Raw genomic sequence first — 25,313 nt, forward strand, 5'->3', positions numbered from 1 at the left:
TTCCTTCCTTTAAAATATATCACATGATCTGAATCTTTTCACTGAAATTCCCACCAGAAGTATGTTGACCACAAGTATTGTCAAAAATGCTATACTGCACTCACCGCTCCCAATACAACCGTTCCGATAGCCAAAGGCCAAATTGGGGAATAAGACAGAATGAAGAATCATCCCGCTGTCCTGCCCCATAAATCTGTCCCCCGATAAAATGGATACTGTAAAATAAATTAATACAGCTATATTGGCATAAACGGAATCTATATATAGTTCCAGAACCCCCTGGAGCATCAGTACCGCGGTAATGGTTAAATAATATAAAACCAACATTTTTACAACAGTACCTGTTTCTCCATTCCGCGTATTCAGAAAGATCAAAGTCTGAATCAAAACACAGCCTGCAAACCCAAAATATAAGTTTAAAACTTGTTTGAAGCAGAGCTTTGTCCGACGCACATCCCTAATGATCAAAAGTTTCCCATATCCAGATCTTATATTGTCAAATCTTCCTCCAAATAAGAACATAAGCAGAAAGATAGGTATTGCAATAATCAAAAATTCTCCAATATCCGTTATTTTGTCCTCTGGCACCTTAAAGCCTGCGGCAAATGGAAAAGCATATGCCGCATCTTCACTGTTTAAAATAGCTGATTTCTGCATGGCAAAAATAAAAATCAAAAAAACAAAAATCTGCAGTCTATTTTTTTTCACTCGTCAAAAAGTCCTTTCTCTTAAATACGCAGGCCCCGACCATAAGCAAAACAACCATAATGCTGATCTGTCTTACAAAAACAATGGAGATATAGCCTATGGAAGCTGTTCCACTTACACATTGATAAAAAAGCTGAAGATCCACACATAATCTCCATGTCGTCGGCACTTCTTCCACAAATTCGACCGGACACTGTTCCAGATAGCATAAAACAAAAGTCAACAGATATGGAACTGTTTTATTCTGCATTAGATCAGAGAAGAGCTGGGTGATAATCCCTATCCGAATGAAGTAAAATGCTGAAATCAATACAGCCACAGGAAAATAATGAAAAAATCCTGTCTTTTCCATCAGCCCCAATGACATATGGATCGAAACGAACAAAAGATTGATAAGATGCATGGCCGTACTGAAAATCAGCGCAATAATAACGATATTTATGATATGCTTTTTGTAACATTCTTCTCTAGAGGAAAGACGAAGGAGTCTGATTGAAGATTCTCCAATTTTCATTTTATATAAAAAAAATAAAAAGATCAGAGAATATACTTGTGCGTGATGCTCAAGCCCCAGGTATCCTCCGCCTGCGCTGGCAAATCCCAACAGAAACAGTGTTTCTGACGGAATCCTTGTCCTTATCTTAAAATAACTCAAGTTTTCAAAATGCCAGACCAATGCAAAAATGATGAGACAGACCGCAAAACACAGCAAATATTTTCTATATCGTTTCATGTTTGACCTCCCAGAAATACATTCCTGTAATCAGCACAGCATATATTAGAAATGTACTTATAAATAACGGAATCAGGGTTTCAAATCCATATTCTGTAAATGGCTGAAACAGATAAAACAAAGAGGTCTTTGTAAACAGGTCATAAAAAAACCATAGAAAAAATGCCAGAGGATATACGATTCTGCGGTCATGTAAGGTCAATGACAACATGCTCCCAAGGCAGCCGCTCAAACCTGCAAAAAAAGAAGTTACGATTATAAATCCAATGTTTGTAATCACCGGATGCTGACACCCCCAAGTGTACAAGAAATTCCATGGGGAATCCGCAGGATCAAGGATCATCGACTTTCCTCCATAGCAAACCACGTTTACAACAATATAATTTAGCATCATTGCAGCAAAAAACAAAACAAAACAGAAACAGAAAGAAAAAACCGCTTTATCAAGAAGATATCCTTTTTTTCCGATTTTTTCTATCAAAATATTTCTATAACCAGTTTTATAATCTTCTGTTCCCTCATCACCTACAATTACCAGGAGATAAAGAGGCAGAAACCACATTAAAATAGTATGAAAAATAAAATTAAGATCCTGCTGGGCAGCCAAAAATGTGCTGAACTGAGGATTAGGTTTCTGGCTGCCCGTAAGTTGGAAAACAAAGTTGTTCTTCAGTATTTCCAGGCCATCCAATAATGGTATCAAAAAAAACAGTACAACAAATAACAGCTTCACTTTATTTTTGAAAATTCTCTTTAAATGATTGTGTAACATAATGTATTCTCTTTCCACATTGTAGTTAAGAAAATAGCAGATTGTATACAATCTGCTATTTTCTTTTTAATCAATTTCCTCATCCCATACGCCGCTTACATAATAAGTTTTATTAGAATCATTATTATTCTTCACCGCAAGCCTGACCCACTTTTGATTTGCAGAAGCGTAAGGTTCCTGCCTTCTCTCATGTGATCCCTGAGTCACTGTCATTCCAGCTGTGACCTTGGATTTTGAACTTGCATTTGCAATCCAGTAGAAAGCCTTTGTCCCAGTTCCCTCAGCGCTGTACATCATTTTTACTTTCCAGGGATTTGTTGTTCTTTTTGTGATTTCATCGTAAATGAATAATTCAGGTTTATTATTCCACTTGTCTGCCTAAAAGGGAGTATATCACCGATATATTCCGAGGTTTCCTGTTATTTTGTAAGTCCTGATTATCTTAGGATGCAGAAAATAAAGATACGGTTCATTTATCACTGCACTTTTATTTATGCTGCGTTTTCTGTTGATTTTCCTTTTAAAAAATACTACTTATATTGAATGGAATACTGTCCGTTCATCTTAGAACCTGATTTGCTTACTTTTACATAATAGGTTCCCTTTCCACTTTTCAAGCGATACGTCAACTTTTTCTTTCCACTCCTTTCATATGGAGCATTCGCATCAGAAAATAATATACTGGTTTTCACAGGTTTACTTCTGCCTTTTTTATAAATTGCAACCTTAACTTTTCCGGAATTATTTTCTACCCGAACAGTTATATAGCGTTTATATTTTGTTGTTTTCCGGTAAACTCTGTACCACCGGGAAGCTTTTTCTGTTGGTGTATAAATGTTAGTCCTTTTCGTCTTTAACTTTACTTTCTGCGCTTTGGATTTTTTCGTCTGATATTTGTCGGACAAAGTGCTATTTTCCATACTAATTATAGTAAACTGACTTTCCTTACCAGGTGTCATAGCTGCCGATTTTAACGCAATACGATACTGACCTTTCTTTAATCCAAAAACAGCTCCATGCTTTCCATGTTCATCTGCTTCCACAGTCTGTCTTTTTGTAACATTCTTCCATCCATCCTTCTCTTTTCGTTGAACATAAAAATAGGTATGTGTCTTATAATCAACGACTGCCGGATACATTGTAATCACACTCTTCGTTCGTTTTTTCAAAGTAAAGTATTTATACAGATACTTCCCTTGTGCTGATTGAATGTATGTCTTGCCGCTTTCGATTTGAGATACATTATCCGGACATATGTATGCGGTCACAGAAGCATTGCACTGATCCCACTCATTATATTCGTTTCCTATCTTAATGTAATACACACTATCTTTGTTCACATTTTTAATATAATACGTACCACTATTCCACTCTGATTCAGAGATATTCACTATCTTTTTATCAGCATCGTAAATCGTACAACCATCTACTAGAAGGCATAAAGTTCCTTCTCCCTGCGGAATAATTTTCACATATTTCCCTGCCATTTTAGAACTAAACCTATAGGGATTACCTCTCACTGGATTCTGCCATGTCGCATTTTTCATTTCTTTTACAAAAGGAGCCTGTATTTCCTGTACGTCCGTACAATCTTTATATCGGCTCTCATTTCCCTTTGTTTGCACAGAAATTGACAAACCAAATAAAAAAGTTATTAAAACCAACATTATGCTTTTTACTTTTTGTTTCATACTTACATTCCTCCTTTACTAATCTTATTCTCCAACACCTAGTTTAGGTTAATCATTCCATAATGTTTAATTACATTTGAATCTGTAATATGTACTTCTGTAGCATTTTTAGAAATATAAGTAATTCTATAATATTTTTTACTACTATCTGCTACATAATAAGTTCCATCCTTATCGCCAGACGCATGAAAATCATGACAAACTGCCACCTCTTTACGTTTTCCTTGAAATCTATACAAGTTATTTCTTTCAATTCGATAAGCCATTGTAAATCGGCGCTTTTGATACGAAGTATCATCTGCCTTAGGATGATCAATGCGTCCCCATTTTCCTTTCTCTTTGAATTCATATTTGTAAGTTGAATGTGCAAACGCATCTGTTGCAGAATGCATTGCAACTCCAAATACAAATGCTTTTCGATTAGAATTCGAAGAATATCCTTTTGCTTTAGCATGAATTTTTGATTTAAATGCATTACGAATAGCATCATAACTTTTCTGTGTTAATCCCGGAATATCGCTTTTCTTTACTGCCGTATAAGATTCTCCTCTTCCATATGCATTACCAATCTTAATTAAAAACCGATAACTTGCAAGATAATTGACTCTTTCATATTTATCAGGATTTTCAGATATTTTCCGATGATAATATCCGTGGAAATCCGGATAAACTGACATTCTAGGAACTCCACTATCCGGATATACTGCTCCTGCCTTCATTGCCGTTAAATTCACACCTTTATCAGTTAAATACTTTTGATGATTTGTTCCGGACCATGTTCCCTCTACCTTCGCTTCATCCGCAGTGTTATCATATTTCTTAACACTCTTGGTATTTTCTTTTACCTGAATATCATCTCCTTTCTGATACTGCTCTTCCGCTGTAGGATATACTTTTTCGGCATATTCATAGTCAATGATTCCCTTGCCATAAGTTTCTTTATCACCTAGTGGTCTTGCACTTTCCTCTAAAAGATCTCTGATAAATTCTTTTGATTTTGAGGTATCTTTTTGCCATAAAAGACTCGCTGTACCTACCACATGAGGAACAGCCATACTGGTTCCGGAAGTTACCATTGTCTCTCCAAATGCCCCCGTAGCACGAACCGCTTCTCCCGGTGCCACCACATCTACTTCTTTTCCTGTAGAACTAAAATCACTAATTTCTGCCTTGGAATTTACAGAGCCAACAGCAATAACATTGTCAAAAGCTGCTGGGTATTCTACATTATCAGTTCCATCTTCTCCTTGGTTTCCTGCTGCAGCAATTACTAAAATTCCCTTTTTATTTGCGTCATCAACTGCCTGCTGCAGAGCCTGCGAATATTGATTTGTACCAAAACTGATGCTGATAATATTTACATCTTTTTCAATTGCCCAATAAATTCCTTCTACAACACGGCTAATTGGTGCCTGCTTCTTCTCATCTAAAATTCTTGCAGAATACAACTCAATATTTTGATTAATGCCATCTACTTTATTATTCTTGCTAACTAGCAAACTTGCAATGGAAGTACCATGATTGGAAACATCCTCAAACATTGGTGAAATTTCCTCACCTTCTGCTATCAGATTTACTCTCTCTTTAACCTCAAGACCCTCCTGATAATCAATTCCTGAATCTAAAAGTGCAACTTTTACTTTTTCCGTTGGATTTACTTCTTGTTTCTCATCAACATGAATACTTTTCAAATTCCAAGAAGTACCTTCATCCGTATTCTGTAAAGAACCATCATCCAGGTCTGATGCAGATACATTTATATCTTCCTCTACTGCTAATACCTGCTGATCTTTTTCAATAATCTCAGCCTCTGTTTCTGTCAATTTCGATACCAAAATATGTTCTTCTTCTAACAAATCCGTTTTCTGCACCTGATCTTGAATCATATTTTCATCTTCAATCACTCCTATATTTTACAGAATTATCATTTCTTGTTTCTTGAATTTTATTACGATTCTGATAAAATATAAGCATCCATGTGATACAATCTGTACAACAGTGTACAGATACAGGTTGGCGCCTTAGTATTACATGGATTTTTTTCAATCATAGGTATCCCTCTCCTTTCTTTTCCTGAAATACCTCCCTTTTTCGCTTCATATGATGAGTAACTAGATTTTCTTTTTATTTTATATCATATTTCTAGTAATTGGATTATATTGTTGATAAAAGGTTTAACATTCCGATAATCGACATATATTTTTCTATTTATTTACAAGAAAACAGCAGCTTGTTTTTTTTACAAACTGCTGTTTTCATAATAAAAGAATTTTATTTTAACATGTTCTCATCAGCCGCAGTGATTCTGCTCTGCGTATTTTTTAATATTGGAAACATTGCAGTGCGTCTCGAACTGTTCCCCTCGCAGTACGACCAGGGATGGAGCCTGCATGATGCCGTATTCCTGCACCAATTCCTGATGTTCCTCCGCATCCACAATCTCAAAAGGGATCTGGGAATCCTTCAGGACTTCTCCAGCCATGCGGCAGTTCGGACAGGTTTTTGTGGTAAACAGAAGCATCTTTTCCGCTTCCTCCATCTTCTTTTCTGCCTCAGAGGCAATGCTTACATCCTTTTTCGGAGTCCTGGAGGCCTTCAGGCTTGAGTGCTCTACATCATACAGCTTTCTCTCCTTATATTCCTGTGCCTTTCCATCGTTCCAATTCTGGACCGGTCGGTAGTAGCCCGTGATCCTGCTGTATACTTCCGTCTTCTCTCCGCAGACCGGACAAACATAAACCTCTCCGTTTAAATAGCCGTGGTTGCTGCACACAGAGTAGGTCGGCGAAATCGTATAATATGGAAGACGGTAATTTTCTGCGATCTTTTTCACCAGAGCCGCGGCCGCTTTCCAATCCGGAAGCTTTTCTCCCAGAAAGGTGTGGAAAACTGTCCCTGATGTATATAATGTCTGTAATTCATCCTGAATATCCAGCGCGTCGAAAACATCGTCCGTATATCCCACTGGCAGATGGGAACTGTTTGTGTAGAACGGTGTTCCTCCTTCTTCTGAAGCTGTGATGATGTCCGGGAACTCTGCCACGTCATGCTTCGCCAGACGGTATGTAGTGGACTCGGCCGGAGTCGCTTCAAGATTATAGAGATCGCCGTATTCTTCCTGGTAATCTGACAGACGGTTTCTCATATGATTCAATACTTCCCTCGCGAATTCCTGCGCCTTTTCTTCGGTCAGATCCGCTTTGATCCAGTCTGCATTGAGACCCGCTTCATTCATTCCTATCAGCCCGATGGTAGAAAAGTGATTATTAAAGGAATCCAAATAACGTTTCGTATAAGGATACAGCCCTTCATCGAATAGTTTGGTGATGATGGTCCTTTTGATCTTTAAAGATCTTGCTGCCACATCCATCAAATGATCCAGCCTGTGATAGAATTCTTTTTCATCTTTAGAAAGATAGGCGATTTTAGGCAGATTGACCGTAACTACTCCTACGGAGCCGGTACTCTCCCCGCTTCCGAAAAATCCCCCTGCTTTTTTGCGCAGTTCTCTTAAATCCAGGCGCAGACGGCAGCACATGCTGCGCACATCACTCGGCTCCATTTCACTGTTGATATAATTAGAAAAATACGGGGTGCCGTATTTAGCGGTCATCTCAAACAGCAGCCGGTTATTTTCAGTGTCAGACCAGTCAAAGTCTTTTGTAATAGAATATGTAGGGATCGGATACTGGAAGCCCCGTCCTTCGGCATCCCCTTCGATCATAACTTCGATAAATGCCTTGTTCACCATGTCCATCTCTTTTTTACAGTCTTTATAACAGAAATCCATCTCTTTTCCGCCCACGATGGCAGGGAGCTCAGCCAGATCATCCGGAACAGTCCAGTCCAGAGTAATGTTAGAAAAAGGTGCCTGGGTTCCCCAGCGGCTCGGAATATTGACGCCGAAAATAAAGGACTGCACACACTTTTTAACTTCATAGTAAGACAGATTGTCTGCCTTCACAAATGGAGCCAGATAGGTATCAAAAGAGGAGAACGCCTGGGCGCCGGCCCACTCATTCTGCATGATTCCAAGGAAATTGACCATCTGATTGCACAGTGTGGACAAATGCTTTGCCGGTGCGGAGGTAATCTTACCTCGCACGCCTCCCAGACCTTCCTGGATCAGCTGCTTTAAAGACCAGCCCGCACAGTAACCGGTCAGCATGGAAAGATCATGGATATGGATGTCCGCATTCCTGTGGGCATCGGCAATCTCATCGTCATAGATCTCGGAGAGCCAGTAATTGGCCGTGATAGCCCCGCTGTTGCTTAAAATCAGTCCTCCGACGGAATATGTCACGGTAGAGTTTTCTTTTACCCTCCAGTCACTGGCTTTCACATAACTGTCCACCAGCTCCTTATAGTCCAGGATCGTAGACTTCATATTCCGGATCTTTTCTCTCTGTTTTCTGTATAAAATATAGCCTTTTGAGCTTTTCCGGAAAGCTTCCGTTGGTATCCAGTTTTACCAGATATCCAAGCTCCCTGATCTCTCCGATCAGTTCCAAAAGCCCGTCGTGGATCAGCGGTTCTCCTCCGGAAATGCAGACTCCGTCCAGGACTCCTTTCCGCTTCTTTAAAAAAGCAAGCAGGCCGCTGTGTGAAAGCCCCTGCTCTTTCTCTGACACTGAGATCAGCTCCGCATTGTGGCAGAACGGACACAAAAAATTACACCTGCCGGTAAATACCGTGCAGGCGACTTTCCCCGGATAATCCAGGAGTGTTGACTTTTGCAGTCCCATAATCTTCATCTAATCCGCTTCCTTTTCTTCATTCATATAACGTATGTTAATGAGTGTCAGTCCTTTTGCCGGGGCATTTGGACCTGCCTTTCCTCTTTTCGGATGCAGGAAAAGCTCCCGGACCCACTCCGGTTCTCTTTTGCCCCTTCCAATGGAGATCAGAGTTCCGGCCATCATCCTCACCATATTATATAAAAATCCGTTTCCCGTAACTCTCATTGTAATATACCGGCTGTTCTGCCTCACCTCACACTCATAAATCGTGCGCACAGTAGTCTTTGTAGGACTTCCTGTAGTGGAGAAGCTTAAAAAGTCATGCTCACCTAAAAAATAGCGGGCGGCTGTACGCATACGCTCCACATCCAAAGGTACATAAACAAAATGATGATGCCTCGCCGTGACCGGATTGTCAAACTCTGAATTGTAAATGGTATACTCATAAGTTTTTCTCGTATCCTGATACCTGGGATGAAAATCGTCCCTCACTTCTTTGGAAGACTGTATGACAATATCATCCGGCAGCCTCTGGTTCAGAGCCCTGGCGATCCTCTCACCCGGAATCTCCGTCTCCGTGTCAAATACTGCCACATTCCCAAAGGCATGAACCCCGGAGTCGGTGCGGCTGGCACCGATCACCGTGATCTCTTCTCCTAAAAGACTGCCAAGTTTCTCATTGAGAACCCCTTCTATGGTCGTATCCTTTGGCTGTATCTGCCAGCCGCAGTAATTTGTCCCTTCATATGCCACTTCTAATTTTATCCGTTTCATAGATCACCTCACGCCTATCTGCCAATCGGACAGAAAAATCCCAGGTAAATCATCAATGCCAAAAATAAAGCCAGGAACAGATAAGCCAGCAGGTCCCTTCTGCAGTATTTGAGAGGCTTCATCTTCGTCCGCCCTTCTCCGCCGTGGTAGCACCTGGACTCCATGGCCAGGGCCAGGTCATTGGCTCTCCTCACGGCCGCCACAAACAGCGGCACTACGATCGGCACCATACTCTTCATCCGGTGCAGAAAACTTCCGTTTTTAAAATCCACTCCTCTTGCGGTCTGAGCCTTCATGATCTTGTCCAGCTCCTCTGTGAGGATCGGGATAAACCTTAGGGCAATAGACATCATCATCGCAATCTCATGCACAGGAATTTTGATCAGTTTCAAAAAGCCCAGCGACTTTTCAAGCCCGTCTGTGAGCTCATTGGGTGTGGTCGTAAAGGTCATAAGGGAAGTGCCCAATACAAGCATCACCAGCCTTGTGCCCAGATAAACGGCTGTGACGACTCCTTCTTTGGTGATCCTGATGACACCAAAATGTACGATCGCTTCGCCCGGTATAAAGAAAATATTGATGACAACGGAAAAAAGCAAAATAACGCCAACGGCTTTCAGACCCCTGACAATAAAAGAGAGGGGTACGGTGGAAAGCCCGATCATCAAAGCCAAAAACAGCAGAGAAGCCGCATAAGTCAGCGAAGACTTTGAAAAAAACAAGGTTATGACAAAAATCAATGTCCCCGCCAGCTTCACCCGTGGGTCCAGCCGGTGAAGAATAGAGTCTGATCTGTAATATTGTCCTATGGTGATGTCTTTAATCATATGTTTGTTCCTTCTTTAATGTTTTTAAGATTGCCCTCTTGGCATCTTCAAGGGTCAGGATCTCTCCCTCGACAGGAAATCCCTTTTCTTTCAGATCGTTGGCCAGATGTCTGAAAAATGGTACGGACAGCCCCATCTGCTCCAGTTCTTCCTGATGAGAGAACACTTCTTCCTTATCCCCGTCAAATTCAAGGCGCCCACGGTTCATGACGATCATCCTGTCTACATAGGATGCGATATCTTCCATGCTGTGGGACACAAGTATGATTGTGATCCCCTGTTCCTGATTGAGACACTTCAGAAGTTCCAACAGCTGTACCCTTCCCTCAGGGTCCAGACCGGCGGTCGGTTCATCCAGGATAAAATATTCAGGCTTCATTGCCAGAATGCCTGCGATGGCCACTCTGCGCTTCTGTCCTCCGGACAGTTCAAATGGCGACTTTCCGAACAGTTCCTCAGAGATCCCCACGTCTTTGAGTGCCTCCTTCGCAGCTTCTTCGGCTTCTTCTTTGGAGGCCCCAAAGTTCAAAGGACCGAAACAGACATCCTCCAGTATGGTCGTCTCAAACAGCTGGTGTTCCGGATACTGAAAGCAGAGGCCAACCTTTCCCCGAAGACTCTTGATATTATAATCCTCGGCATGGATATTCTTTCCCTCAAAATATACCCGTCCTTTTGTAGGTTCCATGAGCCCGTTCAGATGCTGGATCAGCGTAGACTTACCCGATCCCGTGTGTCCGATGATGCCGATAAACTCTCCCTCTCCGATCTCTAAATCTACATCGATCAGCGCGGGCTTTTTTATATCCGAATTATCTTCATATATATAACTTACTTTCTCTAAACTAATTGACATAACTCTTCCACCAGTTCTTCCCTTGTCGTTACCGCATCGGAAAGCCTGATTCCCTCCTTTTTAAGCTCATAGGCAAGCTCTGCGGCAAATGGCACCTCAAGCCCGTACCCTTTCAGCTCCTCTACATGTGCAAAGACTTCCTTTGGCTTTCCGCTCATCACGACCTTTCCCTGATCCATGACAAACACTCTGTCAGCCAGCAGTACTTCTTCCATATCATGTGTGATCAGAATGATCGTGATCTCTTTTTCCCTGTTCAGCTCCCCTGCAAGAGACAGAACATCCTGTCGTCCCCTGGGGTCCAGCATCGCAGTGGGCTCGTCCAAAATTATACATTCGGGTTCCATGGCCATGATCCCTGCAATGGCCACGCGCTGTTTCTGCCCGCCGGATAAATGATTGGGGCTTGCGCTGCGGTAAGCAGTCATCCCGACGCCCTCCAATGCCCCTGCCACGCGGCTCCAGATGTCTTTTGTGGGCACGCCGATATTTTCCGGGCCAAAGGCTACATCTTCTTCCACCACAGAACCGACAATCTGGTTGTCCGGGTTTTGAAATACAATGCCTGCACTTTGACGGATCTTCAGGAGCTTTTCATGGTCTCTTGTATCCATACTCTTTAAATAGACAGAACCGGATGTGGGCTGGAGCAGTCCGTTGATATGTTTTGCCAGGGAAGATTTGCCGGAGCCGTTGTGTCCCAGAATGGCAATGAACTCCCCCCTTTCCACCGACATATCCACACCATTTACGGCATTGACGGTCTGATTTTCCTCTTCCTTTTCCCCGTAAGTTATATATTGATGAATTAAATCTTTGATCTGTAATATTGACATTGGTTTCTCCTTTGACATATGCTCCATTATATCAATAAAATGGGCTGGAAACAATAGGTATTCATTGACATTACTGCGGGTAAATCCCGTGACGCAAAGCCAAGGGCCTAAACCATGAGATGGTATGACAGCCGGCTGCTCCATTTTACCTATCGGACATCATTTATATTTGATCTGACTGTCCTGTCAATGGATCTTACACTGCACTCTTTTCGTGCAGTTTACCTTACATTGTATACTTTATAGATAAAATAGACTCCGGCAGTATTCTGCCGGAGTTTTTTTCGTTTACATACTGTATATTTAGTTTTATATCATGAAAGGGGGAATCATTATGAGGCGATACAAAAGGCACACCATCCTGCTGGCGGCAACGCTTCTGGCATTTATTTTAGCAATGCTCGGCAATTTAAGCTATGCAGCCGATGAAACAAAAGACAATAAAGAGGCCGTTCAAGCCTCTTCTGCATCAGAGACACAGAGTAAAATCACAGAGACGGCATCTTCAGACACACAGTCACAGACAGAAGTCCCAGCCACCGGACGCTAACTCTGCTGTTCCTGCATCCGGCAACACTGCCGCTGACAGTTCGACGGAATCAAAAAAGAAAAAATCTGTTTCCAATGAAAATTCAGGTATACTGATCGAAGACTCTAATCTGTATGCCCAGGGTACGTCTATTCTAATAAAGAAGGACACCGGCGGAAAAAATAAAGCCGTGGAATCCAATGTCAGCATTGTCATCCAGAATGTACAGGTATCTTCCGTGTACGGGGGCGGTTATGCCATTGCTTCCAAAGGCAATGCAAGTGCTAATGTATCCGGTTCCATTTCCTGTACGCTGGAAAACGTCGATGTAAGTGAAGTCTATGCAGGCGGCTCTGTCGCTCTGAAAATCATAAATTCTGTCTCCCCGGTAGCCGAACAATGGGGCAATCTTGTGGCTGCCGCCTTTAAACGGCGGAGGTTCCGCTAACGGTTCCGGCTCTATTGCCATTGAGAAGCCTTCCGGGATGCCTGGCATCACCGTGGAGAATTATGAAGCCGACGCTCTTCTCACTGAGGAGGATGCACAGAAAATTGCAGCCGGAAGCACTATTGAGATTGCTTTAAAATCAGAGCCGGTATCTGCTCCTCCGAAACAAGCACAGAACCTTCTGAATAAGGAGATGGAACGTACTATTCTTCTGGATATTAATCTGTTAAAGATGACAGACGGCGTACCAGAAAGAATCCCTACCGTGGATTCTCCACTCACACTCACCTTTGATGTGCCGGAAAAATACCGCAATGAGACGCGGGAATTCTTTGTGATCCGTCTTCACGAACAGGCTGACGGAACATACTCTGCATCCACTTTAAAAGACTTAAACCCTGAGCCTGATAAAGTTACAATTGAAACTGACCGGTTTTCCGTATATTCTCTGGTCTACAAGAATGCACAAGATTCCTCACCCTCAACAACAGAACACAATACTGAAATTTCTTCCACTGAGAAAAATAAGACCACTTCCAAACAGAAACAGACATCCATAGGCAGGCGAAATACCTCCTCCCGCCACACAAGCTCTAAGAAAGGTACGAAAGCTTCAACGCACAACAGCACTGTATCCTATAAAGATACAGCGTCCACCGGAGATCAGAAGTATGATATCTCATCCTTGTTGATCCTCCTTTCAGGAAGCCTTATCTGTGCGGGCATGCTGCTCACAAGACATTTAAGAAGATGATCTTAGGCTCCTTATACTACAAAGAAGTCCAGGATTTTTCCTGGACTTCTTTATGATTACTGTCATATAGATTGTTTTATCCAATGATATACTCATCTATTTCTTCTAGAAATTTCCCGTAATCACTTTTCTCCGGTTCAATCTGAAGTTCTAATGGATGGGAAATATTTAAGCTGAAAATTCCTAAGATCGATTTTGCATTAATCACATATCTGTCTGACTTTAAATCTACACTTCCATCATATCTGCCGGCAGCTGCGGCAAACGTTTTTACATCCTCTACAGTATCTAATTGAATCGTTTTTTTAACCATAATTTTACTCCCTTTATTTTCTCAGTTCGCCTATTGTTTCTTTTAAACTCTTTAAATCTTGATCTAAGCTCTGATACATTTCTACATAATATGGATACAGCCTGTCATAAGCTTCTTCCCATTCTTTCACCGGCTGAATTATTTCTTTTACTTTTACGATTTTTTCGGCTGCCTTTGTAAGGTCCGGAAATACTCCAACTTTTCGTCCAACAATGAATGCGTCTCCCACCGGAACATCCCCTGATTTTTCGTCTAATAAATATACAGGAATATGAAGCATGGATGCCTTTATCTGAGCCCATGTACGGCTTTTTGCTCCGCCACCGCAAATTCGTAAACAATCAACGGCCGCCCCTGATTTTTTTACTGTTTCAAATACATGGCGAACAGCGTATGCTGTACCTTCAAATACAGAACGTGTCAAATCTGCTCTGGTCATATCCATTCCCATTCCGATAAACATACCTCTTGCATATTCATTCCACAACGGCGCTCTTTCTCCTAGCAAATATGGGAAGAATATCACACCATTTGATCCTGGTTCTGACTCCAATGCCAACTCATTTAAGTATGAATAAATATTTTTATTGTTTGCTTCGGCGTATGCTCTTTCTTCTGCTGCAAAAGTGTCAATAAACCATTTTAACGCCGCTCCACTTGTCTGAATTGGTGCATCAAATACCCATGGCATTCCATCAACTGCACAAGGTCTCGTAACAACCGGTACATCCGGCGCACTCTTAACATCACTTCCAATGAAAACGAGAGATGTTGTTCCAGATGACTCCCCACATTCCCCAAGACGACTGATTCCTGTTGCATGCATAGATGCCATAGCATCACTACATCCTGCAATGACTGGAACCCCTTCCTTTAATCCAGTTTCTTTGGCTGCTTCCTCTGTGACAAATCCGATAATTTCATCTACTAACTTTAATTCAGGAAGCATTGCTTCCAAATCAACACCAATGACATCTCCTATCTCCTTTGACCACTCCATTTTACTGATATCGAGACATTGCGTTCTTGTTGCCTGGTCAATATCAGATGTCATTTTTCCAGTCAGTTTATAGTTAATATAAGAACTTGCCTGTAAAAAATATTTTGTCTTTGCAAAAAGTTCCGGCTCATGGTTTTTAAACCATAAAATTTTGTTCGGAAGAAAGGCCACCGCCGGCTGTCCCCCTACAATACGGACAAATTTATCACTTCCTATGGTATCAACTATGTAATGCAATTCTTCTGCTGAGCGATTGTCCTGATACGTTAAAGCATTTCTGAGCGGTGTTCCATTTTCATCCAATGGAAGCATTGTAACTGTATGTGAACTAATGGAAATTCCTCTGATTTTCTTTATAACCTCAGATCCTGCCTGTTCTCCCAGACTTTTGAATATAGCAACTGTATTGCTCCACCACTCGTTTGCATCTTGTTCCTGCATGTCCGGACCAGGTACCAGAAATTTACTTGGTCTGCCTGCCTCTGCAACAACATCTCCATCTTCACTAAGTATAATCGCTTTCATATTTGTTGTTCCGCAATCCATACCTAATAAATAATTATCCGCTTTTTTCATTCCGCTTCCTCCAATGGTATTTAAGACTTTATATTGATTAACGTAAGAATAACAAATTTATTCTTCACACTCAAAAGGTCTTTTTCCTCATTTAAACGGAAATATTTCAGATACCATTTGCCGCAATATAACGGCAATAACGTGTTTGTTTTCTTCTGTTTTTATTCATTATACTAGAGTTGTAAGAAGGTATAACAAATAAAGAAGGGAGACTTACTTATGAAAATGAAAGCAGCATTAATGTATGGACCAAGCGATATTCGCGTTGAGGAAACAGACAAACCTATTTGTCCTGAAGATGGTCTGATTTTAAAGGTCATGTCCGTAGGTTTATGCGGATCCGATATCCGAAACTTAACAACTGATTCCAGAAAAGGAAACTACCCTTTTATCTATGGACACGAAATTGTAGGTTTTGTTGATGAAATCGGGGAAGAGGAAAAAAAATATAAAGTAGGCGACCGCCTGTTTTTATTCCCGGGAACCTATTGTATGGAATGTGATGAATGCATCAGCGGTCACAGTGAAAATTGTTCAAACACCGAGGTTGCAAAACTTGCAGGTACCGGAGGATTTGCCCAGTATGTTTCTGTATCCGGCGAAAAGATCCGAAGAGGAGGTATTTATGAGATTCCCGATGACGTATCTTTTGATGCCGCAAGTCTCGGAGAACCTTTAACTTCCGTATTTGCATGTCTGGAAAATGTAAAGGTTGAATATCCTGACACCTTAGTCATCATCGGTGCCGGTCCTATTGGATGTTTCATGGCGCAGTTAGCTAAAATCCGCGGTGCACAGAAAGTTATTATGATTGATTTAAATGATACCCGTCTGGAAATGGCCAAAGGCTTTGGAGTGGACATCACAATCAATAGTTCAAAAGAAGATCCCATTGAAGCAGTTCAAAAGCTTACAGGTGGAAAAGGAGCCGATAAAGTAATTTCCGCCACACCTGCAAACGCAACACAAACACAGAGTATCCATATGGTACGAAAAGGCGGTTTGGCTGTTTTCTTTGGCGGCGTTCCAAAAGGCTCTATGACCGAATTAGATTGTAATTTGATCCATTATAACAATATCTGGATTAAAGGTCACTTTGGCGCTTCCTACAGCCAGTCAAAACGCGCATTCCAACTTGCAATTTCTTCATCATTTCCAACAGAGAAATTTATTACACACATCCTTCCATTAGATAAGATCAATGAAGGAATTCAACTTACGCGTACGGGTGAAGCAATTAAAGTGGTTCTTCATCCATTTGACAACTAACATCGTATTGGTGATGCTCTTTTTTTGCTCTTCAGACAGAACAAAGTTGTCAAGCCCCTCCTTCAAGAGGGGCTTGACAACTTTGAGCGCCAAATGCGATTTGACGAAGTCAAATGTTTTCCTTTCGCATTTTGTGTGCATCCTCGCGGAGCGTTTTTATGGCGGGCACCATAATAGAAGGTGTCGTCCCTTATAGTTTTTCTCCGATGTCGGAGATTATTCTCCTTGAGAATCTAGTGCCTGTGCATTCGTTGTTGGTGTCTTGACACAAGCGATGATACCAACGACTACCAGTCCAATTGCTGAAACAATAAAACGGTTGGAAATATCATTTCCCATTACATTTGCCATTGCATTTACTACGTATGCTGAGATAAAGTTACCAATATTATAGGTTGCAGATACGATAGCGATTGCAAGAGAAGCCTGTGCCGCCGGAACCATATTTGCCGCAAATGTTACTGCACCTGGATTCCTGATTGCAAAACCAAAACCTACAACTAATGCTCCTATACAGATGACATAGAAATTTGTAGACACACCAACCATTGCGGTACCTACCGCCATCAAAAGAATCGCTGCACCAATAGTAAATTTCCTGAACTTTTTAACAGTTGTTCCTAACAAGAGGCCTCCTACGATACCTACAACTTGCATAATAGAAGCAACCGTACCAGCTGTACTTGCATCCCCAATTCCTTTTCGGTCGATGTACATAGCAATATTTGTATTAAATGTTGCAACAAAAATACCTGTGATTAAACATAAGACACCAAAATACACCATTTCATTTGAAATCCTGCTGTTTTCACCTTTTACAACTGCCGGTATTGTTTCTCCCTTAGGTACTGTAAACAGAATGATCAATACGATAGGTATCGTAATCAAAAATACGAGGTATCCTCGTTCCCATCCAGCCATAGCTGTTAATAAACCAGAACCTTTTGCGATAATAGTTCCGCCGATACTTACAAAAATTGATTGTAATCCCATGACTCTTGATTTTTCAAGTCCTGTAAAGTAGTCAGAAATCAACGATGAGCTTGTTACAACAACAAAAGATAAACCTACCCCGATTACAATACTTGCTACATAAAGCATCCATAATTGCGTATTTAATACTTGTGGTATCAAGGCTCCCACGAGCATAAGAATTGTACCAATTACTGCAATATTTCTTTTGGTGATCTTCGGTTCCAACATTGGTTCTATGAACATTGCCGGTAAAGTTGTCAAATTAATCAGGGTCAAAACAATCTGAATTGCTGAATCACCTGCCCCTGGAAAGAATCTTCCAACCTCCGCTAAAATCGGCGCCAATGCACTATTACACGCCATAGTCAACGACATCACCAACAATCCGGCAGCAATGAATTTTTTATTTTTTGTGTTTTCCATTTTATACTCCTCCTCTTATCTTTTCCAGATGTATTTTCGTTCTTCTCCATTTAAGTAAGCTAATACTTCCTGAGACATCATTTCACCAGACCATCCGTCCACATCTGTTGTTAACCCTGCCATATGTGGTGTACATACAACATTTCTCATCTGTAATAACGGATGGTTTGCCGGAACCGGTTCCTCCCAGTACACATCAATCGCCGCACCTGCAATGTCTCCGTTTTGAAGTGCTTCTACAAGGTCTTTCTGGTCAATGACTGCCGCACGTGCTGTGTTAATCAAGAAAGCTGATTTCTTCATTTTAGAGAACCAGTCTTTATTAACAGATGCCTTTGTATCTTCAATTACCGGAAGATGAAGACTTACCATATCACTCTTTGTGAGCATCGTATCCAAATCAACTTTCTTGGCGCCATCTGCTGTGATTACTTCCTCTGGCATAAATGGATCATATGCTAAAATTTCCATACCAAATGCTTTTGCTCTAACAGCAACTTCACGTCCGATTGCACCATATCCGGCAATGCCAAGCTTCTTTCCATAAAGTTCAAATCCAATCCCATAATCTGTGAAAGGATGGTTCTCGTCTAACGGACCAAATGTTACATTTTTAACATCCGGAACATCATAGATATTTTCTTTCGCTGGTCCTGTATGTTCCCCTTTAGAAAGTCCTGTGGAACTAAGGGCCAGATTTCGTGCTGCCGCAATCATTAATCCCATATTAAATTCTGCAACGGCAACCCTGTTTCTTCCCGGTGTGTATGACAGTGGAATCCCTGCTGCCTTTAGCACTTCATTGTCAACTGTAACTGGTGTTCCTTTGGCAACTCCAATGAATTTCATTCCAGATTCAATCCATGTATTGATTGTATCCGCCTTTGCATTTTCATCTCCTAAAACAACGATCTCAAATCCTTTACATTCCTCACGGATCATCTCTTCTGTTACGTTTCCTTTTCCGTGTTTTAACTCTCCTGCCTCTGTAACATCACATAGCTTTTCAATTTCCTGTCTTCTCTTTTCAGGAAGCTGAGTACAAAGTACTAACCTTTTTTTCATCGTTTTCCTCCCAATATTCAGGTGATATAAATTTCGTCTTTATATTAAACACGTAATCCTGTATAATATCCTGTGTTGATCGCATCGTATATTTTTCCAACCTTCCTGCAGTCACCAAGGATATAATATTCGTCAACACAATCTGTAAGTGCATCCACTTTTTCAAATGGTGACTTAAAACCTAAGGCACATACAACCGTATCTGCTTCGATGATAATATCTTCTCCGTCCTTTTCACACAAAACTCCTGTGGAAAGGATTTCTTTCACCTTTGTATTCAAATAGCACGCTGCAGATTTTTCAACTTCTACCATAAGACCGCCTCTGTAAAATGAGTTTACTTCTTCTGCGATCTCTGATTTCATCTCGATAATCACACATTCTTTGCCTTCATGTTTGAATCCAACTGCACCTTCTGCCCCCACAAGACCGCCGCCAACAATAGCAACCTTCTGGCCAAGTTTTTCCGGATGAAGTTCCGCTTCAATAGCCATAACTACATGATCTGAATCAAGCCCCTTTATTGGCGGCCTTAATTCTTCCGATCCGATTGCCACCATAAGTGCATCCGGATGAAACGTTTTAATGTAATCTGGTGTGACCTCTGTATTCAGAATTACCTTTACACCCGCTTTCTTTACCCGGCTGCTTAAAACTTTTATCAGCTTTTGTACATCTTCTTTAAAATATGCAGCTCCTGCTGCATGAAGATTTCCGCCCAGCTTTTCTGTTTTTTCCACAAGTGTAACCTGGTGTCCCCGCCTGGCTGTTGTAATCGCGGCTTCCATACCTGCCGGTCCGCCGCCGACAATCAAAACTTTTTTCTTCTTTTCCGGCAGAGGTCTTTTATATCTCGCCTGCAGCTGCTCTCCCATAATTGGGTTAACCGCACATTTTACCATCTCCAATTCACCAGTTGCACCAAAACATTCATAGCATCGAAGGCATGGTGTAATATCATCAGCTTCATCATTATAAGCTTTTTGTGGAAGGTATGGATCTGCAAGACTTGCCCTTCCAAGTTCCACAACATCAGCCATTCCAGATGCAATGATTTCTTCCATTTGAGCCGGGTCGTTGAGTGATCCCACACATGCAACCGGAGTTTTTACATGTTTCTTTACTTCTGCTGCAAGATATACATTAACTCCTCGTTTATAAAATGCAGATGGATGAGTTCGGCAAAACATATCCGGATCCTCATGATTTCCACATGAGACATTGATAAGGTCAACTTTGTCATCGATCATTTCCGCTACTTTCACACAGTCATCCATGCCCAAACCTCTGTCGGTAAAATCATCCCCGGATATACGCGCTTCAATCGGAAATAATGGTCCAACTGCATTCCTTACAGCGTCCAATGAAAGCATGAAAAATCTTGCCCGGTTTTCTAAAGACCCGCCGAACTCATCGGTTCTCTGATTGAAAACGGGCGATAAGAATTGTGAAAATAACCAGCCATGAGCTGCATGTACTTGAACCATATCAAAACCGGTTTCCTTACAAAGCTTTGCAGCTTTTCCATAAGATTCAATAATTTCATAGATCAATTCCCGGGGCATCTCTGTGACATGTCCTTGCGGCATTTCAAAATCACTGGGACCATACGCAATATTTTCCTTGTCCACATCTCCGCCAACGCTGGCAAGACCTCCGTACATACCACCATGAGAGAGCTGGATGTTTGCATACGACCCTGCATTATGAATCAATCTTGCTGCCTCCGTCATGCCTTGTCTGACTCCAAAAGCATCTAGTTGAAGCTGTTTGTTATGGGATTTTCCTGTTGCAGAGTGTACAATCGCCTCTCCGTATGTAACTACACCTGCCCCGCCTTTTGCTTTTTCTTCTAAGTATGCTGTCATCTCCGGTGTAAAATGGCCATTTAAATCAATCATGCTTGGACTTGTTGGCGCACAGATGATTCTGTTTTTCATCTTTACATTTCCGACTCTCAATGGTGAAAATAAATGTGGATATCTTTTTCCGCATAGTTTCTTTTCTTCCATACTGTCTCCTTTTCTTATTACAGGGCTTTTTTCAAAATAGCCAGAACATCATCCTTTGTAACCCCTTGTTTCGGATTAAAATTAAGAACAGGTTCTTTCAATACATCGTTTGCAATCATATCGAAATCTTCTTCTTTGATTCCTTGTTCTGACAATGTTTTTATTTTTAATTCTTTTGTCAGCCTTAACAATTCTTTAGATAAAGAATATTTGTCTTCTTCTGGGTTTCCGCTCACCGGAAGCTGAATTGCTTTGGCAAGTTCGATCATTTTTTCAGGGCATGTATCTGCATTGTATTCCATAACATATGGAAGTACCGTTGCATTTGCCATTCCGTGGGCCAAGTGGAAATGTGCACTTAAGGTATGTGCGATTCCATGGACCAATCCTAAGTTCGCATTAGAAAATCCAAATCCGGCAATTATACAACCGAGCATCATATTTTCTCTCGCATCCATGTTTGAGCCATCCGCAACTGCCTTTGGAAGATTCTCATGAAATATCTGAAGGCCTTTGATGGAATGATATTGGGTTAAAGGAGTTGCCATGTTAGAAATATAGCTTTCCACTGCATGTGTAATGGCATCCATTCCTGTTGCTGCCGTAACACCTGCGGGCATTGTTTTTGTAAATTCCGGATCCGCTATGACTTTGTCCGGAACCAGCTTGTTATCAATAATCACATACTTACATACTGCCTTTATATCTGTTAAAGCTACTACATTTGTAACTTCACTTGACGTGCCAGCTGTGGTTGGCACTGCGATCAATGGCAGTACTCCTTTTTTTACAAGGCCAATTCCGCCATACTGTCCAATTGGTCCTGGATTTGTCATCAAAATATTTACTGCTTTTGTTAAATCAATACTGCTTCCGCCGCCAACTGCAACAAAAACATCAATTTTATTTTGCAGTGCAATGGATGCTGCCTCTTCAACTACTTCGTTTGTCGGATTTGGAATCACTCCGTCAAATATGGTTACATTCACATCTGCTTTTTTAATTTCAGCTAATACTTTTTCAGAGATACCTGCCATCTTAACTCCGGCATCGTACACAACCATAACGTTGTTTGCTTCGTATTCTTTTAAAATCTCCGGCAGCGCCTTTGCGGCATTTTTTCCAAATACCACATTGCTTTTTACAAAAAATTCTTTTGCCATTTTAAATCCCCCTGACTCTAGACTGCCTGATCCGCTGCGATTAATGCCTGCATTTTATCAACTGCTTCCTGAGGCATTGGCTCAAAGTTTCCAAGAACTCTTGCATAATATTCTGTAACTGCCATTTCCTCTGTATATACGGTTGCTGACATCGCAGCTTTCATATTTTTTCCGCAGCAGAACATTCCGTGATTTTTAATAAGAACTGACTTTCCACTTTCTCCTAAAGCTTCCACAACCCGATCGGCAACTTCATCACTGCCCGGCATTGTAAATGGTACTACTCTGACGGGTACAAATTCACATTGCGGAGGTGTGGTTGCTTTGATCTCTTCTGCTCCCATAGCCATGATTGTTGCAAACATTGCATGTGTATGTACCGTAGCTTTTACATCTGGTCTGGCTCTCATGACTGCTGTATGCATTGGAACTTCAGAAGATGGTTTAAAATTCCCATCCAGCCATTTCCCGTTTAAGTCAACGATTGCAATATCTTCTAATGTCATTCCTTTATATGGAACTCCACTTGGTGTAATTGCAACAACATCGTCCTCGTCATCTCTTAATGCGATATTTCCTGATGTTCCTTTGATTAATCCTTGATCAACTGCATCTAAAATTGCTTCTAATACCTGTTCTCTGATTTTTTCGTACTTCATTGTTTGAATCCTCCTTTAAATTTGTATTTAAATCTTAGTCTATTGTAAGTTTATGCTCAAACAAGGATTTTCCGTTTTAAAACGGAAATTTTATTTATTTTATATACTAGTAATTTATTATTATAATAAAGGTAAAATATCCTTAACAATGAATTGTAATTCCTGTACAAGGAGGAAATTATGGAACACACTTCATTAACTTTGCGTCAAAGAAAACTGTTAAACTATATTCAACAAAAAACAGAATACGTAACTGGAGAAGAGCTTGCAAAACATCTGAATGTATCCGCCAGAACCATCAGAAATGATATTAACGAAATGAACCAACTCCTTGAAGACCATGGTATTCAAGTACATTCAAAAAGAAGCCGTGGGTATCTGCTATTTTCGGAAGACAATAACTTATTAAAGGAATTAAGCCAGACAGGGCGTTCCTTTTTATCGAGAGAAGACCGGATCCGGCATATTGCCTTTCGGCTTTGCCTTGCCGAACATCCAATTAATCTATATGATTTAGAAGATGAAATGTACATCAGCCATACAACCTTAGAGCACGATTTAGAAATGCTGCGCAGCAAATATATTCTTCCCTTCCCTCACATTGATTTTCACCGCGCCCAAAATACAATTTTTTTCGGAAAAGACGAACAGAAGAGGAGAGCCATTCTTAACAAATTATTTACTGAAAATTGGAATTATAATGCCCGGGGGAATACTTATTATCAGTATCAATATCTGGAAGAAGAAATTGTAAATTTGATTATGCCTATTACACAGAAATATCTTCAAAAATACAATATTGTTTTTGAAGATATTAATATGGTAATTTTGAATCTCTCGATTGCCATTATGTACTATCGAATGATTAACGGACATATTCTCACTGATATAACTGCTTTAGCCTATGAAGATGCCACCGCTGTTCATGCAGCCAAAGAAATTTTTGATGCATTGGAGAAGAAATTAAATTGCAGATTTCCGGAAGCAGAACGGCAAGAAGTATACTTACATATTTCTTGTGCACGGCTCTTAGACGCAAGTAAACTAAGTTTTGCAACAGCCGGGACATATTTTAATAAAAATACCCTTGAGATATGCAATCGCTATTTGCAAATCATCAAAGAAACTTATCATATAGACTTAACGGAAAATGAAGATTTTTTCATTACCATCCTCCAATTTTTCCGTTATATGTTTCTTCCGGTCCATCACTTCAATAATGTTGATATTCCCTATGATATTGCCCGCAGCAATCTAATTATTTCTTTTGAAATCGCTTTTTTGGTTCAGCCGCTTGCCGCCGAATACTATAAAAATTATTTAGATTATACCGAACTGTTATTTTTAGCTTTTTGTATTTCCGGAGCTTTATCTTATAACAATAGAACGGCGCCAAAATTAAAAACAGTTGTTATGTCACATTTAAATCTGTCTTCCACTTGGTATTTGAAACAAAAAATTCTGAGCAAATTTCAGGATTATCTTTCAATTACTGCGCTGCTCCCTGTCTACATAAAAGACAGCTATGATTTTTCTAAAGTGGATTTGATCGTGACAACGATTAATAAAAATATAACAGAAAATAAAGATTGCCAAACGATTAGGATTTCCCCATTTCTGACCGCTCAGGATGAAGAAAAACTGGATGCTTATATTTCAAAATTACAAATCATACGACTGTGTTCTAACAGACTTCCTTCTATCCACAAGCTGCTTCAGGACGCATTTTGGCATGAACAATTAGAAAGTGATAATTATCTGGAAGTAGCGGAACTTTTAGCTGGAGATTTTATCCGGCACGGTTATGTGACCTCTGACTACATTACAAAGTTGTTTCAAAGAGAAGCAATTTTAACTTTTGCATTTAAACCCAGTATTGTTCTGATGTACGCTTTAACTCCAAGTACAAGAACCTGTCTTTCCATTGCCACAATGAAACATCGAATTCGCCGGAATGGATACAAGATTCGTACCATCATTTCATTAGCTGTCCGGCCGGAAGATACCACACTTATTTTCAGTTTCCTGAATCTGCTGTATGGAAATTTATTTGACATAGAAGAAACCAAGTTTTTAAAAACAAAACAAGCATTATTAGATTTTTTCTTGACATATAGTTCTGATTCTTAACATTTCAAAATCCAAAAAAGAGAAAGGAATATCCTCTCTCTTTTTTGGTTCAGATCCATTG

At 40.7% G+C, this 25,313-nt stretch carries 24 protein-coding genes and 1 riboswitch; of the genes, 5 read left to right on the forward strand and 19 right to left on the reverse strand.

Translation table 11 applies throughout. From position 1 onward, the window contains the following. Window positions 1-9 precede the first annotated feature (9 nt). The 12 genes from QGT46_RS03520 to QGT46_RS03575 form a co-directional block, all read right to left on the reverse strand. The gene (locus tag QGT46_RS03520; protein ID WP_148459127.1) at window positions 10-708 is read right to left on the reverse strand and encodes a DUF2705 family protein; all 699 of its coding nucleotides are present in this window, start codon (window positions 706-708) and stop codon (window positions 10-12) included. After that, a complete protein-coding gene (locus tag QGT46_RS03525) occupies window positions 695-1,441 on the reverse strand; it encodes a WxPxxD family membrane protein (protein WP_148459126.1) in 747 nt (248 codons plus the stop codon). The genes QGT46_RS03520 and QGT46_RS03525 overlap by 14 nt, the downstream gene beginning before the upstream one ends. Further along, complete coding sequence (locus QGT46_RS03530; protein WP_148459125.1) at window positions 1,428-2,213, reverse strand: hypothetical protein; 786 nt, start codon at window positions 2,211-2,213, stop codon at window positions 1,428-1,430. The genes QGT46_RS03525 and QGT46_RS03530 overlap by 14 nt, the downstream gene beginning before the upstream one ends. A 66-nt stretch (window positions 2,214-2,279) precedes the next feature. After that, on the reverse strand, window positions 2,280-2,558 hold the full coding sequence (locus QGT46_RS03535) for a DUF2712 domain-containing protein (RefSeq protein ID WP_330655731.1): 279 nt from the start codon (window positions 2,556-2,558) through the stop codon (window positions 2,280-2,282). A 185-nt stretch (window positions 2,559-2,743) separates the two neighbouring features. Then, window positions 2,744-3,904: a hypothetical protein gene (locus QGT46_RS03540; protein ID WP_148459123.1), complete on the reverse strand. Its 1,161-nt coding sequence runs from the start codon at window positions 3,902-3,904 to the stop codon at window positions 2,744-2,746. Window positions 3,905-3,942: 38 nt separating this feature from the next. Next, complete coding sequence (locus QGT46_RS03545; RefSeq protein ID WP_148459122.1) at window positions 3,943-5,790, reverse strand: S8 family serine peptidase; 1,848 nt, start codon at window positions 5,788-5,790, stop codon at window positions 3,943-3,945. 404 nt (window positions 5,791-6,194) lie between these two features. After that, window positions 6,195-8,291 carry a ribonucleoside triphosphate reductase gene (locus tag QGT46_RS03550; RefSeq protein WP_270430634.1) on the reverse strand — a complete coding sequence of 699 codons (2,097 nt, stop codon included), beginning with the start codon at window positions 8,289-8,291 and terminating at the stop codon, window positions 6,195-6,197. Beyond that, window positions 8,266-8,658: a radical SAM protein gene (locus QGT46_RS03555; RefSeq protein WP_330655725.1), complete on the reverse strand. Its 393-nt coding sequence runs from the start codon at window positions 8,656-8,658 to the stop codon at window positions 8,266-8,268. The genes QGT46_RS03550 and QGT46_RS03555 overlap by 26 nt, the downstream gene beginning before the upstream one ends. Beyond that, complete coding sequence (truA, locus tag QGT46_RS03560; protein ID WP_148459121.1) at window positions 8,659-9,417, reverse strand: tRNA pseudouridine(38-40) synthase TruA; 759 nt, start codon at window positions 9,415-9,417, stop codon at window positions 8,659-8,661. A 14-nt stretch (window positions 9,418-9,431) separates the two neighbouring features. Further along, on the reverse strand, window positions 9,432-10,244 hold the full coding sequence (locus tag QGT46_RS03565) for an energy-coupling factor transporter transmembrane component T family protein (protein ID WP_024729379.1): 813 nt from the start codon (window positions 10,242-10,244) through the stop codon (window positions 9,432-9,434). Further along, window positions 10,237-11,100 (reverse strand): energy-coupling factor transporter ATPase, encoded by an 864-nt coding sequence (locus QGT46_RS03570; protein WP_148459120.1) that lies wholly within the window; start codon window positions 11,098-11,100, stop codon window positions 10,237-10,239. The genes QGT46_RS03565 and QGT46_RS03570 overlap by 8 nt, the downstream gene beginning before the upstream one ends. Then, window positions 11,085-11,936 (reverse strand): energy-coupling factor transporter ATPase, encoded by an 852-nt coding sequence (locus QGT46_RS03575; protein WP_024729377.1) that lies wholly within the window; start codon window positions 11,934-11,936, stop codon window positions 11,085-11,087. Before QGT46_RS03575 ends, QGT46_RS03570 begins: the two co-directional genes overlap by 16 nt. 68 nt (window positions 11,937-12,004) lie before the next feature. Continuing rightward, a riboswitch (cyclic di-GMP riboswitch) is annotated at window positions 12,005-12,079 on the forward strand. A 191-nt stretch (window positions 12,080-12,270) separates the two neighbouring features. On the opposite strand from QGT46_RS03575, the gene QGT46_RS03580 reads away from it, so the two are divergent. The 3 genes from QGT46_RS03580 (at window position 12,271) to QGT46_RS03590 (ending at window position 13,667) form a co-directional block, all read left to right on the forward strand. After that, window positions 12,271-12,486: a hypothetical protein gene (locus QGT46_RS03580; protein WP_024729376.1), complete on the forward strand. Its 216-nt coding sequence runs from the start codon at window positions 12,271-12,273 to the stop codon at window positions 12,484-12,486. A gap of 169 nt (window positions 12,487-12,655) precedes the next feature. Next, window positions 12,656-12,913 carry a hypothetical protein gene (locus QGT46_RS03585; protein ID WP_148459119.1) on the forward strand — a complete coding sequence of 86 codons (258 nt, stop codon included), beginning with the start codon at window positions 12,656-12,658 and terminating at the stop codon, window positions 12,911-12,913. Then, entirely contained in the window at window positions 12,876-13,667 is a 792-nt protein-coding gene (locus tag QGT46_RS03590) for a hypothetical protein (RefSeq protein ID WP_148459118.1), read from the forward strand. The genes QGT46_RS03585 and QGT46_RS03590 overlap by 38 nt, the downstream gene beginning before the upstream one ends. Window positions 13,668-13,743: 76 nt before the next feature. Here QGT46_RS03590 and QGT46_RS03595 read toward each other — a convergent pair whose 3' ends face one another. Both QGT46_RS03595 and QGT46_RS03600 read right to left on the reverse strand, forming a co-directional pair. Continuing rightward, complete coding sequence (locus QGT46_RS03595) at window positions 13,744-13,980, reverse strand: HPr family phosphocarrier protein (RefSeq protein WP_024729373.1); 237 nt, start codon at window positions 13,978-13,980, stop codon at window positions 13,744-13,746. Window positions 13,981-13,993: 13 nt separating this feature from the next. Continuing rightward, window positions 13,994-15,556: a xylulokinase gene (locus QGT46_RS03600; protein WP_024729372.1), complete on the reverse strand. Its 1,563-nt coding sequence runs from the start codon at window positions 15,554-15,556 to the stop codon at window positions 13,994-13,996. Between the two features lie 219 nt (window positions 15,557-15,775). Between QGT46_RS03600 and QGT46_RS17195 the strand changes: the two genes are divergently transcribed. Beyond that, on the forward strand, window positions 15,776-16,825 hold the full coding sequence (locus QGT46_RS17195) for a zinc-binding dehydrogenase (protein ID WP_301589625.1): 1,050 nt from the start codon (window positions 15,776-15,778) through the stop codon (window positions 16,823-16,825). A 216-nt stretch (window positions 16,826-17,041) separates the two neighbouring features. Here QGT46_RS17195 and QGT46_RS03610 read toward each other — a convergent pair whose 3' ends face one another. The 5 genes from QGT46_RS03610 to QGT46_RS03630 are packed head-to-tail and all read right to left on the reverse strand — an operon-like array spanning window position 17,042 to window position 23,122. After that, window positions 17,042-18,223, reverse strand: coding sequence for an MFS transporter (locus QGT46_RS03610; RefSeq protein ID WP_148459117.1), 1,182 nt, complete (start codon window positions 18,221-18,223; stop codon window positions 17,042-17,044). Window positions 18,224-18,238: 15 nt separating this feature from the next. Continuing rightward, complete coding sequence (locus QGT46_RS03615) at window positions 18,239-19,288, reverse strand: 2-hydroxyacid dehydrogenase (RefSeq protein WP_024729369.1); 1,050 nt, start codon at window positions 19,286-19,288, stop codon at window positions 18,239-18,241. 44 nt (window positions 19,289-19,332) lie between these two features. Continuing rightward, a complete protein-coding gene (locus QGT46_RS03620) occupies window positions 19,333-21,300 on the reverse strand; it encodes an FAD-dependent oxidoreductase (RefSeq protein ID WP_024729368.1) in 1,968 nt (655 codons plus the stop codon). Window positions 21,301-21,317: 17 nt separating this feature from the next. Beyond that, window positions 21,318-22,463, reverse strand: coding sequence for an iron-containing alcohol dehydrogenase (locus QGT46_RS03625; RefSeq protein ID WP_024729367.1), 1,146 nt, complete (start codon window positions 22,461-22,463; stop codon window positions 21,318-21,320). 17 nt (window positions 22,464-22,480) lie between these two features. After that, window positions 22,481-23,122, reverse strand: a complete 642-nt coding sequence (locus tag QGT46_RS03630) for a class II aldolase/adducin family protein (RefSeq protein WP_024729366.1) — start codon at window positions 23,120-23,122, stop codon at window positions 22,481-22,483. Window positions 23,123-23,302: 180 nt separating this feature from the next. Here QGT46_RS03630 and QGT46_RS03635 point away from each other — a divergent pair, with 180 nt between their 5' ends. After that, window positions 23,303-25,252 (forward strand): BglG family transcription antiterminator, encoded by a 1,950-nt coding sequence (locus tag QGT46_RS03635; protein ID WP_148459116.1) that lies wholly within the window; start codon window positions 23,303-23,305, stop codon window positions 25,250-25,252. Window positions 25,253-25,313: the final 61 nt, after the last annotated feature.

This window comes from Anaerostipes faecis (genome assembly GCF_910574135.1).
GTDB lineage: Bacteria > Bacillota > Clostridia > Lachnospirales > Lachnospiraceae > Anaerostipes > Anaerostipes hominis.

Excerpts from the sequence above, each read along its gene's own strand:
- QGT46_RS03525 (WP_148459126.1), bottom strand. The coding sequence starts at position 1,441 with ATGAAACGATATAGAAAATATTTGCTGTGTTTTGCGGTCTGTCTCATC.
- QGT46_RS03530 (WP_148459125.1), bottom strand. The coding sequence starts at position 2,213 with ATGTTACACAATCATTTAAAGAGAATTTTCAAAAATAAAGTGAAGCTG.
- QGT46_RS03540 (WP_148459123.1), bottom strand. The coding sequence starts at position 3,904 with ATGAAACAAAAAGTAAAAAGCATAATGTTGGTTTTAATAACTTTTTTA.
- QGT46_RS03545 (WP_148459122.1), bottom strand. The coding sequence starts at position 5,790 with ATGATTCAAGATCAGGTGCAGAAAACGGATTTGTTAGAAGAAGAACAT.
- QGT46_RS03550 (WP_270430634.1), bottom strand. The coding sequence starts at position 8,291 with ATGAAGTCTACGATCCTGGACTATAAGGAGCTGGTGGACAGTTATGTG.
- QGT46_RS03555 (WP_330655725.1), bottom strand. The coding sequence starts at position 8,658 with ATGAAGATTATGGGACTGCAAAAGTCAACACTCCTGGATTATCCGGGG.
- truA (WP_148459121.1), bottom strand. The coding sequence starts at position 9,417 with ATGAAACGGATAAAATTAGAAGTGGCATATGAAGGGACAAATTACTGC.
- QGT46_RS03565 (WP_024729379.1), bottom strand. The coding sequence starts at position 10,244 with ATGATTAAAGACATCACCATAGGACAATATTACAGATCAGACTCTATT.
- QGT46_RS03570 (WP_148459120.1), bottom strand. The coding sequence starts at position 11,100 with ATGTCAATTAGTTTAGAGAAAGTAAGTTATATATATGAAGATAATTCG.
- QGT46_RS03575 (WP_024729377.1), bottom strand. The coding sequence starts at position 11,936 with ATGTCAATATTACAGATCAAAGATTTAATTCATCAATATATAACTTAC.
- QGT46_RS03580 (WP_024729376.1), top strand. The coding sequence starts at position 12,271 with ATGAGGCGATACAAAAGGCACACCATCCTGCTGGCGGCAACGCTTCTG.
- QGT46_RS03595 (WP_024729373.1), bottom strand. The coding sequence starts at position 13,980 with ATGGTTAAAAAAACGATTCAATTAGATACTGTAGAGGATGTAAAAACG.
- QGT46_RS03600 (WP_024729372.1), bottom strand. The coding sequence starts at position 15,556 with ATGAAAAAAGCGGATAATTATTTATTAGGTATGGATTGCGGAACAACA.
- QGT46_RS17195 (WP_301589625.1), top strand. The coding sequence starts at position 15,776 with ATGAAAATGAAAGCAGCATTAATGTATGGACCAAGCGATATTCGCGTT.
- QGT46_RS03610 (WP_148459117.1), bottom strand. The coding sequence starts at position 18,223 with ATGGAAAACACAAAAAATAAAAAATTCATTGCTGCCGGATTGTTGGTG.
- QGT46_RS03615 (WP_024729369.1), bottom strand. The coding sequence starts at position 19,288 with ATGAAAAAAAGGTTAGTACTTTGTACTCAGCTTCCTGAAAAGAGAAGA.
- QGT46_RS03620 (WP_024729368.1), bottom strand. The coding sequence starts at position 21,300 with ATGGAAGAAAAGAAACTATGCGGAAAAAGATATCCACATTTATTTTCA.
- QGT46_RS03625 (WP_024729367.1), bottom strand. The coding sequence starts at position 22,463 with ATGGCAAAAGAATTTTTTGTAAAAAGCAATGTGGTATTTGGAAAAAAT.
- QGT46_RS03630 (WP_024729366.1), bottom strand. The coding sequence starts at position 23,122 with ATGAAGTACGAAAAAATCAGAGAACAGGTATTAGAAGCAATTTTAGAT.
- QGT46_RS03635 (WP_148459116.1), top strand. The coding sequence starts at position 23,303 with ATGGAACACACTTCATTAACTTTGCGTCAAAGAAAACTGTTAAACTAT.